Source organism: Moraxella sp. CTOTU49803, from assembly GCF_032097965.1.
Classification (GTDB): Bacteria; Pseudomonadota; Gammaproteobacteria; order Pseudomonadales; family Moraxellaceae; genus Faucicola; species Faucicola tetraodonis.
Map to the genome: position 1 here is coordinate 30,519 of NZ_DAMCJP010000011.1, position 14,760 is coordinate 45,278.

General features: G+C 43.6%; 13 protein-coding genes. 3 read left to right on the forward strand and 10 right to left on the reverse strand.

Annotation, left to right across the window (positions count from 1 at the left end; translation table 11 throughout):
• The 10 genes from pilV to RT422_RS10330 form a co-directional block, all read right to left on the reverse strand.
• On the reverse strand, positions 1-642 hold the full coding sequence (gene pilV / locus RT422_RS10285; protein ID WP_313422163.1) for a type IV pilus modification protein PilV: 642 nt from the start codon (positions 640-642) through the stop codon (positions 1-3).
• The gene (locus RT422_RS10290) at positions 639-1,199 is read right to left on the reverse strand and encodes a prepilin-type N-terminal cleavage/methylation domain-containing protein (protein WP_313422164.1); all 561 of its coding nucleotides are present in this window, start codon (positions 1,197-1,199) and stop codon (positions 639-641) included. The genes pilV and RT422_RS10290 overlap by 4 nt, the downstream gene beginning before the upstream one ends.
• 326 nt (positions 1,200-1,525) lie before the next feature.
• Entirely contained in the window at positions 1,526-2,269 is a 744-nt protein-coding gene (locus RT422_RS10295) for a ComF family protein (protein WP_313422166.1), read from the reverse strand.
• An 8-nt stretch (positions 2,270-2,277) separates the two neighbouring features.
• Positions 2,278-3,543 carry a phospholipase A gene (locus RT422_RS10300; protein ID WP_313422168.1) on the reverse strand — a complete coding sequence of 422 codons (1,266 nt, stop codon included), beginning with the start codon at positions 3,541-3,543 and terminating at the stop codon, positions 2,278-2,280.
• A 160-nt stretch (positions 3,544-3,703) separates the two neighbouring features.
• Entirely contained in the window at positions 3,704-4,297 is a 594-nt protein-coding gene (locus RT422_RS10305; RefSeq protein ID WP_313422169.1) for a DUF3465 domain-containing protein, read from the reverse strand.
• A 75-nt stretch (positions 4,298-4,372) separates the two neighbouring features.
• A complete protein-coding gene (locus RT422_RS10310; RefSeq protein ID WP_313422171.1) occupies positions 4,373-6,538 on the reverse strand; it encodes a protein-disulfide reductase DsbD domain-containing protein in 2,166 nt (721 codons plus the stop codon).
• A 189-nt stretch (positions 6,539-6,727) separates the two neighbouring features.
• On the reverse strand, positions 6,728-7,177 hold the full coding sequence (gene gspG, locus RT422_RS10315) for a type II secretion system major pseudopilin GspG (RefSeq protein WP_313422173.1): 450 nt from the start codon (positions 7,175-7,177) through the stop codon (positions 6,728-6,730).
• Positions 7,178-7,317: 140 nt separating this feature from the next.
• A complete protein-coding gene (gene gspF, locus RT422_RS10320) occupies positions 7,318-8,523 on the reverse strand; it encodes a type II secretion system inner membrane protein GspF (RefSeq protein ID WP_313422174.1) in 1,206 nt (401 codons plus the stop codon).
• 27 nt (positions 8,524-8,550) lie between these two features.
• Positions 8,551-9,447, reverse strand: coding sequence for a hypothetical protein (locus tag RT422_RS10325; RefSeq protein WP_313422175.1), 897 nt, complete (start codon positions 9,445-9,447; stop codon positions 8,551-8,553).
• 218 nt (positions 9,448-9,665) lie between these two features.
• The gene (locus RT422_RS10330; protein ID WP_313422177.1) at positions 9,666-10,649 is read right to left on the reverse strand and encodes an AraC family transcriptional regulator; all 984 of its coding nucleotides are present in this window, start codon (positions 10,647-10,649) and stop codon (positions 9,666-9,668) included.
• 482 nt (positions 10,650-11,131) lie between these two features.
• Here RT422_RS10330 and RT422_RS10335 point away from each other — a divergent pair, with 482 nt between their 5' ends.
• The 3 genes from RT422_RS10335 to lon all read left to right on the forward strand — a co-directional run bounded on the left by RT422_RS10335 (position 11,132) and on the right by lon (position 14,725).
• A complete protein-coding gene (locus RT422_RS10335) occupies positions 11,132-11,737 on the forward strand; it encodes a 5-formyltetrahydrofolate cyclo-ligase (protein WP_313422179.1) in 606 nt (201 codons plus the stop codon).
• A gap of 15 nt (positions 11,738-11,752) precedes the next feature.
• A complete protein-coding gene (locus tag RT422_RS10340) occupies positions 11,753-11,953 on the forward strand; it encodes a hypothetical protein (RefSeq protein WP_060994578.1) in 201 nt (66 codons plus the stop codon).
• Between the two features lie 291 nt (positions 11,954-12,244).
• Positions 12,245-14,725 carry an endopeptidase La gene (gene lon / locus RT422_RS10345; protein ID WP_313422182.1) on the forward strand — a complete coding sequence of 827 codons (2,481 nt, stop codon included), beginning with the start codon at positions 12,245-12,247 and terminating at the stop codon, positions 14,723-14,725.
• The last annotated feature ends 35 nt before the right edge of the window (positions 14,726-14,760 follow it).

The following is a 14,760-nucleotide window of genomic DNA, read 5'->3' on the forward strand; positions in this document are numbered from 1 at the left end:
TTAATTAATCTCCAGAAACATACAGGTTGCTTTGGGATGATATTTACCACCCGTTTTAATATTCGTGGTGTTGGAAGCATCTCTTGAGGTTAGACAATCCATTGTGCCCTTATCGTTTGCAATTTTTGGGTCTTTGATTGGATTATCATCTGTGCCGATTGTTGGTGTTGTGTTTCCCCAAGCAGTAATCAGACAGTAGGAATACATAACATTAGTAGAAGCTGTTGTTCCTCCTCCCCCCGTACTCGGACATGGTTGCAAATCCATCTGTAGACCTGTCGATGTGAGTTGGGTTTTTAGTTTCCATACCTCAGCATTGGCTATGTCTGTTGCTGTGCACATCGTACTACCTATACAAAGATTTGAAGGCTGCGGAAAGGTATCTTTAGCACCAGCCGCTTTGTTCATATCAGCGTAGACTTTATTGAGTGCATCTTGGTAAGTAGCAATCGCTGTAGGATTGGCACGGATTTTTTCCGCAAGCGACCTCATCATTAATAGTGTCTGTGATCTATCAACCGACTCAGAAGTAGATTTGATAGACTGCATTTGCATGGCACTAAAACCCAAAATTGCCACTGCCAAAATCAACAGAGACACTAATACCTCAATGAGTCCTACACCATATTGATGGTATCTCATGAGCAGCTCCCACTTTTACTACTTTTAATACTATTACTTGCATCTATTTCCACTAAATATTGTGGGTTACCCGATCCCACACAGATATAAAACCCCGTCGTAGCTACTGCATCATTTGCATCTTGCCCCATGCGAGTAGATATTACAGTTTGACCTTGATAGGACTTTTTAGTGGGGGTAAAACTGACAGCCAACAGCGTACTTGGTATCGGTGTGATTAACACTTCTGTTCCAAGATTATAGATAGCCTGAGGCGTATCTGTGGCAACATTGTCTCCCACATAGAAACTCTTAAAATTCTTGACATTATTTGTGTTTGTCAAAACAATTTTCGTATTTTTTTGACTAATGATTGCTTGGACCTGAGTATCTCTAAGGGCAGACTCAATAATACTGACTGCTTTCCTAGCTTTGGCTTGCTGAATCTGTCGCTGCATACTAGGCGCTGCCATCGCGGCAATGATAGCTATAATCGCAATGGTGATGACAAGCTCAATCAGCGTAAAACCTTGGTCAAGATCTCGATTACGATGATATTGTCTGTTCAAAAATTTCATCACGATACCCACCCATACCCCTCAATAAATGACCTATCATACCATGTTTGCTAGCACAAACCATTCTAACATTAAAGCAAAAAACATACCTATTATCACAGTATTTTTGTTAATTGTCATACCTCAAGCTTACTACCCATAGTTTGCCTCAGTCACTTATCGTTGCTAAGCGAATTAGGACGAAAGGGCGCTCAAGTATTATCAAATCATTTTTAGCTTAGGATTTTAAAGCATCTTGCCAATAACCCACTGGTAGCCCGCCTTTATCTGCGAGCTTTAACAATATCGCGATGCAACTTTGGTCGCAAAACAGTGACAAGCAGGACCTAATGCAAAATCTTACCATGTAATACTGAATACGCATGAATATGGGCAGATGGGTGATAATTTGTGAGTAGATTAGCCAATTCAGACAGGGTGGCGCCTGTGGTGACCACATCATCAAATAAAATCAAATTTTTGCTAGGCGGCATATCTGTCAAAGAAAACGCATCTTTGATATTATCTAAACGCTCATCTCGGCTTAGCCCCTGTTGGTGAGGTCGGTCGAGTCGCTGCACACCCGTAAAAACAGGGATTTGCCAGTGAAAGCTTAGATAAGCGGTTAAAATGGCAAGCGGATCGAAGCCGCGTTGCCTAATGCGTTGTAAACTTGTTGGTACTTTAACGATTAACGAGTTTTTTGAATGACAACCTTTAGGTATATGCAGTTGTCTGATAGCTTGAATCAAAACAGGCAGATGATGTAACTGCTGCCCATTTTTGTACCCAAGCATGATTTGATTGAGGGGATATTGATAGTAGCCGCTGGCTACGCCACGGATTGAGGTTTGGCTCAATTGCAAAGTAAAAAATGACGCGGACCATGCAAACCGGCTATGGCATGGCTGACAAAGAAATTGCTGTCGATTAAACCAATGGTCATGGTGACGCGGTGCTAAGTTATCAAAGCCTGCTGCAGCGCAATCATTGATGCCACATAGTTGGCAACGGTGATGAACTTTCGCTTGATACACCAACGCCATGGCAAAGGGCAATCGCCACCAAGGCAAGGGGGCTACGATTGCCATAAACGCAGTTAAAGCCCTTTAAAATCATTGAACATGATACCAATACCGACATTGGTGCTCTTATGATTATAGTCTTGGATGTTTTCACCATAGCCATGGAATACTTGTAAAATCGCTTTCATACCGCCTGTCAATGGATAAGCATAATCCACCTGTATAGCGCCTTTATTGGTACTTGGATTATAACGCATCACACCGCCGACTGTGCTTTGGTCATTGAGCGGATACAACCAACGCACATCGCCATAGCCCATGTAGTCGCCAATATCTGGGTTATCCGAGTCTTTACTGTTTTCATATGCGATGAGCCACAGTCTTGGAATCACGGTGAGCTTGCCCCACTCCGTCCCTGCCATCGCATAGATACGATTCCAAGAACGTGATAACGGGTCTGATTGTCCATTTGATTCATGCACTAGCCCCGCGCCTAACATTCTTAATGACCCATTCCCAGGCAGATCACCCTTGATAGGCTGTGTCAAAAATATCTCTGGCTGGTAATCTGAGCTGCGAAAAGGTCTTGAACTTTTACCATTATACACTTGCCAATAAGACTGCTGGGTATAGCCAAGCCAAACATCGGCATTGGTATCGAACACATCTTGGGCAAGCTTGGTTTTCATTGAAATTTGCAGCTTGCTATCTAGATGCTGCAAATAATCTTTCGATGCGCGAACATGATCTTGGGTGGGTGAATGAATGTCATAGTTTGGCGTTGCGTTGTACCAAAGCGGCATGACATACATGGGCAAATGGGGACGTATCGTCAGTATCCCTTTGGGATCATTTTTATCCAAGTCATATAACACACTCAGTGGCGTATATCTTTCCACATCCGCTGCGGTAACCCCCACTTGCTTTAAGATTGTTTTGTCTTGCTTGTTGGGCACTAAATGATCCAGTTTTTTTTGCTCATTTTTAGTGGGGGTCGTGACGGTTGTCGTTTGATTCACGGCTAACACTGGCACCGCTTTACCTTCTTTAATACTCACTTCCAAGGTTTTGGCAATATCAAGGGGCGCCTTGGCTTCAGGTTCGATTTTACCAACGCTTATCTTGTCAAAACAAGCCAACCGCGCGACATTGTCAGTGATTTTTGAACAAGTGAGCAGCGTTTGTTGGTCGACAGAAATAACAGTTGTTTTTATTAAAGTTTTTGCTGAAGCTCTTGTTGAGGATTTTGTTGAAGTTTTTGCGTGCGTAGTTGCTGTAACTGTTAGTGTGGCTAGTATAGCAAGCGATAAAGAGGTACGGTAAAGCGTAAGTTGTGACATAGGTTGACCTTCTTACAAAAATATCGTTCATGATAGCAAAAATTGATGACAAATAGTTAACAAATGCATAATAATTTTTAACAGTAAAGTAAAATTCCAAGCAACTATTGGCTCGTCAATTATCGGTATTTCTATTGGTGCTTGTCTTGTATAGATAATTCTATTGATACTGCTGGCCTTTATATTCAAGCCATCCGTCTTGATGACGGCTAGCAGGGTCACGGTGTGTCCAATGTACAACGCCACCTTTGTCGTTATAAATATATTCACCATAAAAACGAATGGGATTTTTGGCTTGGATACCCTCGATGCGGGGTGCCAAATCAATATTATGGGCAATTAACACCGTGATGTTTGGATAGTTATCAATTTTGACTAAAAATTTTTGATGGCGGCTACCCTGGTTATCGTCTTTTAGCACTTTAATCACCGTACCACACCCTAATACCTGTCGTTTAACGCTGGGATTTTTGGCTTGATAAGCTTGATTAATTACGGCATTGTTGCATTGAAGATTTGTTGCCTGACGTTTTTTGTCAGTATAACTTGCTGAATTTTTAGCCGTCTGTTGATTGGACTTTGAGCCTGCTAACGGTGAATTTGGGCTTGCTAACTGGCTATTTCCGCTTTGGTTTTGGCTTTTATTTTGGCTGGGCTGTTGGTCGGCATTGCCTGCATGGGAACACCCAGTGACAAAAATTAGCACCCCCAAAGTTAACGGGATGGCTATAGAATTTGTTAAGTGATAGTTCAATTTTTTTTAACCTTAATGGTTGGATGAGTCAATGAATCATTTGACTAAGTTTTCTTTAACTGAGTTTAATTGGACTTAATTTAATTGGGACAAGATTTGCTCAAAATCAGGGCGTTTGACTTCACCGTTTTGTCTTGCTACCAGTTGACCGTTTTGGTAATACAACAGTACAGGCGGACCGAACACGGCTAATTTTTTATAGATTGCTTGGCTATCCGGCGTATTGTCAGTCACATCGAGTTTGACAACTTGCCAGCTGGCTAAACTTTGCGGCGGGTTGGCAAAAAGTGTTTTATCCATGATACGACATTCGATGCACCACTCTGCGGTGACATCGACGACTAGCTTTGGATATTGCGCAAGCAAGGGCTCAAGCTGTGACAGTTTAGTGATTTTAATCGTTTGAGTAGTCTTCGTTGCCGTTAACGCCGATTGCCCTGAGGTATTCATAAGCTTGTTAAGCGGCTGCCAACTATCTTGACTACCTGAGGCAGTGCCTATCACCAGACACGCTGACCAAATGCATGCTAGCAATGCTAGTGCTTGAGTGAGTAATTGACCTTTTTTGCCTTGCCAGCGCCACAGCCATAAGCCAATCACAGCAAACCACAGCGCCCATAGCATCAGCATCCAGCTTGATAGCCATATACGCTCTATCATCAATAAAGCGACGCCAAATAACAACAAACCAAAGCTGGTTTTGACCCAGTTCATCCACTCGCCTGCTTTTGGCATAAAATTACCTTGAGTGGCGCCCAGTAAAATGAGCGGTGTGGATAGCCCAAGCCCCAACAAAAACAATGCGGCAAAACCCATCACAGGATCACCCAGTGCTGCCACGCCTGCCAACGCGCCTGCAAGGGGTGCCGACACGCAAGGTGAGACAACTAGTGCAGAAAACAAGCCCGTCAAATAACTACCACTTAAGCTACCGAGTCGATTTTCCCCAATTTGGCTGATTCTCTGGAACTTGACGCGCAGCGCATGCGGCAATTGCCAGCGAATGACATCCAACATGTACAGTCCAAGCAGGATAAATAACCCTGCAAAAATTAGCAAAATGACAGGGTTTTGTAGCCAGTTTAGTATACCCAAAGATTGCCCAAATAACGCAACCACTGCCCCCAAAATGCCATAACTGGTAGCAACACCCAAGCCATAGCTGCCCGTGAGTAATAACCCTTTTTTGGCAGATGGACGATGTTGACGGGCAACGATATTGGCTACAATCGGCAGCATAGGTAACACACAAGGGGTAAAAGATAACCCCAATCCCGCTAAAAATAATAGCAATAACGCAACACCGCTATGCTTGGTTAATCCAAAAATATCTTGATTGCTAGCGCTACCCGTCAAACTCGTTGCCACCGCCGCCGATGAAGCCGCGGGTTCAGTTATGACAGTTGTTTGGATAGGTTGAAACGATGTAACGGAGGCTATAGGGGCGGATGCCGTTAACTGCGCTGTAGTTAAGACATCGGTCACTGTGGTCGATGCGACTTGCTGCGCTGCTGCGGCTGTATTGCCACTGGACAGCGCTTGTTTGGGAGACGGTGTGCTAGTTGCCTCATTGACGGTTTTAGCAGGGGTCAAGCTAGCAGATTGCTGAGTCGTTATTGGGGCGGCATCATTGGTCATCGCCAAGGTATTGGTGACTTTGGTTTGCGCCGTTTTTGACGTCATTGCGTTTGATTTTTTTGCGGCATTTTTGGTGGAAGCGGCCAATTGGGTGATGACAAATTTGGTTTTTTCAGGGGGATAGCAAAGCCCTACTTTGGCGCAGCCCTGCCATTTGACCGTAGCAGGTTGCGAGGTAATTGCTTTATCCGCGCTTAAGGTGGTTGTAGCAGTAAAGGGTTGTTCAAACACAGGCACCCGACCAAAATCCGGGTCATCCACGTAGGTCGGTGCTGCACTAAATTGTAATGGCGTCGCTGTTACCCCATCAGGCAATTGTAAGGTTAATTTATCCCGATACGCATAATAGCCTGCTTTGACATCCACATGAATGGTCACTACTTGCCCTTTTTGCTCAGTATAGACTTTAAAAGCCTCATGCACCGGTAGCGGCTTATCTTTGACTGTCAAGCTGGGATTGTCACTGCCGCCAAAAACCTCGCTTAAACTAATCGCTTGGGCGCTTGGCATAGTGAGGCTAGTGACAGCCAGTAGGGTGCCAAGTAAAGAGACATGACGACTCACGGTTCGAAAACAAAACAGTGGCTTAGGCATAGGGGACATATTTTTCAAAGACAACTTCTCATACGTTTTAAATTCATACGTTTCAGATTTATAGGTTTTAAATTTATACGTTTTAAATTGCGTAATTATACTATGACGGCTAATTTTAGCTAATCCCTGCCTAAAAACCTAGCAAAAAAAATCAGAGTGCGTGACTCTGATTTCGTTAACCCAGTAACAGCACCAAACTTATAATTTAGCAAAAATGTCTGCGTCTTGACCTTCGCCGCCTTCTTTGCCATCAGCCCCCAATGAGAACAAATCATAGGTTCTGCCTTCGGTACCTGGGATAACATATTGTAGGTCATTATCCCAGCCATCTTTCGGGAAACCGCCTTTAATATACCCGCCCTCTGGCCAGTTTTTGGCACCTTGTGGTGGCTTGTTTAGGGCTTCTAACCCTTCTTGTGTAGTTGGATAGCGACCATTGTCCACTTTAAACATATCAATGGCATTTGAGGTGGTGGATAAAGCCGTTTCGGTGGTTTTGACGCGGGCTTTGTCACTTTGACCCACCACTTTGGGCACCACAAGACCTGCCAAAATTGCCAAAATGACAATCACCACCATGACTTCAATTAAGGTAAAACCCGATTGACGATTTTTTGATACATGAGCACAACACATACGAATTTCCATTTTTTAAATTTTTAGCGCTTTTAATAACGTGTTAGGATTTTACACGGCTTTTTTGACAATTTGCATACCGATTTGGTTAATTTTGTCGGATGATTTAGCCATTAATTATTTGGCGATTAATTATTTGGCGGTTTTAGGGTTTAGCCTGCCAAATCATTCATATTGATAATCGGTAGCATCACTGCCATCACAATGGTCATGACAATCACCCCCATCAGCACCAACATCAGCGGCTCAAGTAGTGACAATAGCGTGCTAATCATATTGGTGGCTTCATTTTGCTGCATCGCTGCTGCACGCGTCAGCATGTCATCAAGCTCGCCTGAGTTCTCGCCGCTTTTAATCATCTGTACCATCATCGGCGGAAAATAATTACTGCGCTCAAGCTGGCTTGATAGGCTCGCGCCCTCGGTGACTTTTTCTGTGGCGCGCGCGATGGTATGCTTGATATGGGTATTGGTGCTGACTGCCGCGCCGATGGCTAGTGCTTCCACCAACGGCACCCCTGAGCGTACCAAAATCGCTAACGTACTGGCAAAACGTGATGCGTTCAGATTTCGCGATAATTTACCAAACACCGGCAAGCGCAAGACAAATTGGTCAAAAGTGGCTTTGCCTGCCGCCGTTTTAATAAACTTCACAAATAAAAAAACCGCACCGATTAGCCCGCCTAATATCAGCCACCACCATTGGGTTAAGAGATTAGACAATGCCAACACTACTTGGGTGATCCATGGCAGCGCTTGCTCAGATTGTTCAAACACTTTGACAATTTTTGGCACGACAAAGCTCATCAAGCCCACCACCACTGCCACCGCCATCATCAGCAAGATTATCGGATACACCATCGCGCCTTGTACCTTTTTTTGCATGGCAAAGCGATTTTCGGTGTAATCGGCTAACTGGTTTAAAATCAAATCCAAATGTCCCGAGCGCTCACCTGCGGCAATGGTGGCGATATAAATCGCTGGAAAATTACCAGAGTCTTGTAGCGCGCTCGCTAGGCTATAGCCTTCCAATACTTTGCCGCGCACGCCATGCATCAACGCTTTGACATGCGGTTTTTCACTTTGTTTGGCAATCGCTTGCAACGCTTGTTCAATCGGTATCGACGCTGCCAACAACACCGACAATTGGCGGGTGATTAATGCCAAATCATACGCGCCCACCCCTTTTTGCCACAATCGGTTGCGACTGACATCGGTTTTTTGCACAGGTGAGACTTCGACAGGCAGTAAATTTTTATCGCGCAGTTGTTGGCGGATTAGCCTAGCAGAATCGCCTTCAAGAATACCTTGGTGTGACTTGCCTTGGGTATCCATGGCTTTGTACTGAAATGCGGGCATGTGAGTTCCCAACGGGTAAAATTAGCGTTATTTTAAAGGCTTAATAGGCTGAAATAAAGACTCGTTTTCATTGGAATCATATTGTACCAACACCGATAGCTCATCGCGCAAGTCTTGTTTGTTAAAGCTATTGACCTCAGTAATCAGCATTTTCTCGATTCGTTTGTCAACGGCGTATTCACTGATTTGCGCACAATAGATGGCTAATTGATAAACTTGCGCTTTGAGCGACTCATCGAGTGACTGCAATAGTCTCACTAATTCTGCCACATTGATGACTTGGTAAGGGTAATTGGGAATCGCTGCCTCTTTTAATGGCGTGACTGAATAGTTGACACCGAGATGGGCGAAATAATAACAACTAAATAGATAACCTAAAATATGCCCGACAAAATAACCCCGGTCATTGTGATAGCATGCCACGCCCAAAAACTGAATCACGGTCGCCGCCAAACTATGCTCAAGACCACGGAAATCAGCGGATGATGGCATCAAGCCTACCGTTGGCAGGTTCATTAAATTTTTGCTTTGGCTGACAATCTGCCAACCAATCGGTCGCTGCGGCGGTAAATGATGGCTAATCGACATCACCAAATCATCGACGATATGTAAATTATTGAACAAATGCTGCAGTTGCATCAGCCCAACATTATCGCGCATATTTAAATATTTGGCGACTTGCAGTTTTTTAGTTTCAATAAACTGGGATTTTTTACTGGAGATATAAAATAACAGTTGGTGGGGTTGGGAGTGTTCAAAATACTCGGTCACTGCGTTTTCTTGTGCATGAAACACGGCCGTGTATTGGCTGGTAACATCCATTGGGTTAACACCACGATGGTCCATCGCAGGGTCTTCTGGATTGGGCTTGATGTGCAAGCCATGTGCTTCGACAGGTTGACCTTTGGTAGTTGAAGTTTCCATGTTGGCAATCGCAGCTGATAAAATATGGGACAGTGCTTGTCACTATATCATACCCCTGTCGACATAACCTAACAGATATTGCTATGAAAATAGACTGGGCATTCTTAGTTGCGATAAAACTCGCTCTAAGACATAAAGATTGCTATAAAAGTGGCGATAACCACAAAACCGCAGCAAACCTGCTTTTTTGTGGTTACTCAGGGTTCTCGATTACTGACTCATTCCTCGCTCAAGCTGTCAGCAAAATGCACACCCTCGGTTCGAAACGACTGGCGATATTTTCGTGGTGACATTTTATAGACGCGTTTGAATGCTTGGCTAAAGGTACTATCGGAGGCATAACCCACTAACTCACTGATACGGCTGATGCTATTTTCTTGTAGTCGTAAATAACGCGCCGCAAGACGAAGTCGATAGTCCGTTAAATAAGTTAACGGCGGCACCCCCACCACTTCACGAAAATGTTCGGCAAAACTACTGCGTGACATCCCGGCGACTTCAGCTAACTTATGAATGGTCCAATTGGTCTCAGGTCGATCATGCATGACTGCCAACGCCTTGGCAAGGTAAGGGTCTTTCACAGCTTTTAGCCAATTATCTGTCGCTTCAGGCAAATCCTCAATATAGTTGCGTACACACTCAATCATCAAAATACTGGCGATACGATTGATAATGGTCATTTTACCAAGTCGATTCTGCTCAGACTCTAATGCCAAAAATTTGACACCCAACTCAAGCATAATCATTTTTTGCTCATCGTTTGATTCGCTTTCTGGCAAAATTTCTGGTAAAGCGCTGAGTAACGGGCGCGTAATCTCTCGATCGTAATGGCATACAATCGCCACCATTTCAGTTGTTTGCGCTGGCTCATCACCTTTGCTAGAAATCGCAGGTTTACCCAAGTTGATAGTTTCAACAGTCTGGTTGCTTAATAACGGGGCAATGTCAATTGATGGGATATCCGATTGCCCTACACCACAAACAAGGTGTTTTTTGCCGCCTGGCACCATGACCACATCGCGCGCGTGTGCGTTGCGATATACATCATCGACCTTAATACTAATCCCACCTGTGGTAACCAAATAAAACACGATACAATCTTTTTTATCTAACTCAAACGACCACTCCCCAGTGGCGTGTATATAGTGATACTGAGTTTGATACAAATGTATATCTTCAAGCAACATACTGAGTGCATCCATTAATTTTTCCTAAGTTATCAACACAGCAATTTAAAAAAATGCAACATAAACTACAAACGAGCTAACTTACAAGCCAAACTTTGGTAATTGGACTTGAGATAAAAATTTAAAGACGTATACATAAACCGTCATCCTCGTTATCAGCAATCATATCATCTTTTACAGGCGCTGCTAGTTAAGTTTGAGTCTGTAGGGCTACTAAAACTCAGTATCACCGTCCGCAAAAATGCTTTATTTTTCAAATATTTCAAAGGGCATGGCATAACAGGTAATAATAGGTAGCGGACACTTGTTATGGTTTATACACTAACGATAGGATGTTTGGGTGTTTAAGCAAATAAATAAGTGAATAAATAGCTAAGCAACTAAACCTAATTAGCCAAATCAGCCATTTGGCTTTCTTTTGATTTTGATTTATTATCATGCTTTATTATCAATGGCTTAACTATAATCTATAACCATTACATCATCGCTGTGAATCTATGAATGCTCATCACTTGCGTAAACAGTTACGTCAACAACGTCTACGCTTATCCAAGCGCCACCGTAATCGCGCCGCTTATCAAGCACGACGAGGTTTAAACCGACTACAGCATCCTGCTTTAACTGGCAAAAACGTCAAGATCGGGATTTTTGCAGATGCCTTTGGGGAGATGCCTACCCAACCGCTGATGGATTGGGCAAGGCAGCGCGGTTATCGTATTTATTTACCTGTCGTCACTGGCAAACATCAGCCGCTCGTATTTATCCAATTTAGCCAAAAAACTTGGCGACAATCTCGCCTACCCAAACATCCACTGGGTATGCGCCAACCTGAGAAAGGAAAAATGCTTAACGTAGCGGCGCTTGATGTATTATTTATGCCGTTAGTGGCAGCGGATAAAATTGGCAATCGTATGGGGATGGGTGGTGGTTACTATGACCGCACCTTAGCCAAGGTTAAAAGCAAACCGCTTAAAATTGGCTGGGCTTATGATTTTCAATTGGTTGAAAAATTAAATGCTAATCCTTGGGATATCACGCTTGACGCCTTAATCACGCCGAGTAACCTATGGATATTCCGACGCTATTTGGTGTCTAAAGAATGAATGGATAATAATTAGATGAACGATAAAAAAAACAATGACAGCATTCCAACTACCGCTTCAGATTCACCCACTAATAATGCCAAATTAACTGAAAATCTTAATGAATTAAGCGATGCAGAAATTGCCAGTGTCATGAATCCCGCTAGGTTAAATCAACTTTTAACCCAAGCTGATGCCTTTACCCGAGTGAATTCTGAAGACTTGGACGACTTTTAGATATATATAAATTAGACACGCATAAATTAGAGACGTATAAATTAGCCTAAAAAATTAGACAAGGATACATCAATATCACAGCGACATTAGGCTCAGTGCACGATTACCGTGGTTATTTTTAGCACTTTGTTATCATTTTATCGCCCTTGGCTGGTCGTTTTTTCCCCCTTTGTGTGACCAGCCTTGCAATTTTTTGCATTGACGCCATTTATATTTTTAAGTCTATCAGCAAGCCATCATTTGCTCACAAATGGTCAGTTGCTTGTTGTGTTATTTAAGGGGACATAGTATATGCAAGATGATGTTTTAATGACAAATCCAGAATCATCTGAATCGCAAGAATTCACTACGCTACCATTGTTAGCTTTACGTGACGTTGTGGTATATCCACAAATGCAAATCGCTTTATTTGTGGGTCGTACGCCTTCAGTTAAAGCAGTCGAGCTTGCGCAAAACGAATTCGACAATAAAGTATTGGTGGTGGCACAAAAAGACTCACTATCTGAAGACATTGATGCCAGTAATCTATTTGAATATGGTACGGTGTGCCGTGTCGTCAATACCATGCCACATGAAAATGACGAAAATTGCATCAAAGTGCTGATTGAAGGTCTGTACCGTGCCAAATTGGTCGACATCCAAGACACCGATGAGGAAGAAGCGGTATTACTTGCCGATTTTGAAAAAGCGCCTATCACCGTGAATATGACGGCTAAAACGCAAAAATCGCACAAAGAAGCATTAGTTGCTTTGTTTAGCAAATATGCGGAAAATCGCCTACGTAACTCACGCGAGTTGATTCGTGTGGCTGAGCGTATTACCCAACTTGAAGAATTGGTATATTTCATTGCGACGCGTGTCTCACTTAATTTATCGATTAAACAAAACTTCTTGGAAGTCGATGATTTGACTGCGCATATCAAAGCGTTGTCAGACTATTTGATTCAGCAGAGTGCTGAGCACAATATCGAGCAAGAATTACAAGAAGCGGTCCGTCGCCAGATGGAAAACAACCAGCGCGAGTATTTCTTAAATGAGAAAATGAAAGCGATAAAATCTGAGCTTTCTGACCTTCATGAAGAACGCGGTGAGAATTATGAAGATGACGATATTGCTGAGCTAGAAAAACGTTTAGCGGAAGCCGATTTGCCAGAAGCGGTGCGTAAAAAAGCAGAAAATGAGTTTCGTAAACTCAAAACCATGCCTGCTGCCTCTTCTGAGTCATCAGTCGTGCGTAACTATGTCGAGTGGATTTTAGATACGCCTTGGAACAAAACCAGTGATGTCTCAATCGACCTTAACAAAGCCCATGACGTGCTTGACACTGACCATTATGGTTTACAAGACGTGAAAGACCGCATCTTGGAGTTCTTGGCAGTGCAATCTCGCGTGGATACTTTAAAAGGTCCCATTCTTTGCTTGGTAGGTCCGCCTGGGGTGGGTAAAACTTCTTTAGGTGAATCCATTGCCCGTGCGACAGGTCGTGAGTTTATCCGTATGGCATTGGGCGGCGTGCGAGACGAAGCCGAAATCCGTGGGCATCGACGTACCTATATCGGCGCTATGCCAGGTAAAATCGTACAATCACTCTCAAAAGTGGGCGTAAAAAATCCGCTATTCTTACTCGATGAAATCGATAAAATGGCGCAAGATTTTCGTGGTGACCCTGCTTCAGCGCTGCTTGAAGTGTTAGACCCATCGCAAAATCATAGCTTTAACGATCACTACTTGGATATGGATTTAGACTTATCACAAGTGATGTTTATCTGTACCGCCAATAGTATGGATATCCCGCCTGCGTTACTTGACCGTATGGAAGTGATTCGTCTGCCGGGTTATACCGAAGATGAGAAAATCAGCATCGCGGATAAATACTTAGTACCAAAAGCGATTCAACAAAATGGCTTAAGTGATACTGAAATTGATATCACCGATGAGGCAATCAAAGCGATCGTACAGCGTTATACCCGTGAAGCAGGTGTGCGTAACCTTGAACGTGAAATCAACAAAATCGCCCGCAAAGTGGTGAAACAAAATGTTGAATCATCGGGCAAAGACAAAGCGGAAGATAAAACCGCGGCACACAAATTAACGGTCGATAGTTCAAATGTCGCTGATTACTTGGGTGTGTACCAATTCGATTATGGCTTGGCAGAGCAAGAACCTGAAGTCGGTCGTGTCACAGGTTTGGCTTGGACACAAGTCGGTGGTGAGCTGTTGACCATTGAAGCGGTTGCGGTGCAAGGTAAAGGTGAGCTAAGTTTTACAGGTTCACTGGGTGATGTGATGAAAGAGTCAATTCGTGCGGCGATGACGGTGGTCCGTGCCCGTGCTGATAGCTTAGGCGTCAGCTACGATAAGCTCAAAGGCACAGATATCCACGTGCATATGCCAGAAGGTGCGACCCCCAAAGACGGTCCATCCGCCGGTATTGCGTTAACGCTTGCGTTAGCCTCTGCGATGACAGGTATTGCCATTCGCCCCGATATTGCCATGACGGGTGAAGTTACTTTGCGTGGCAAAGTGCTACGTATCGGTGGCTTGAAGGAAAAACTGCTTGCAGCGCATCGTGGCGGTATCAAACACGTATTGATTCCAAAATCCAATGAGCGTGACTTGATTGATATTCCTGATAATGTCAAACAGGGCTTAAGCATCCAGCCAGTAGAAACGATTGATGAAGTATTTAAAGCCGCTTTGGTATCACAGCCTGTGGCGTTAAAACCCAATCAATTGCCAGTCGATGCCAGTGACGTTAGTTTAAAAAGCTAATTTAAAAAGATAAGCTGCCACTGAAGTAAAAACTG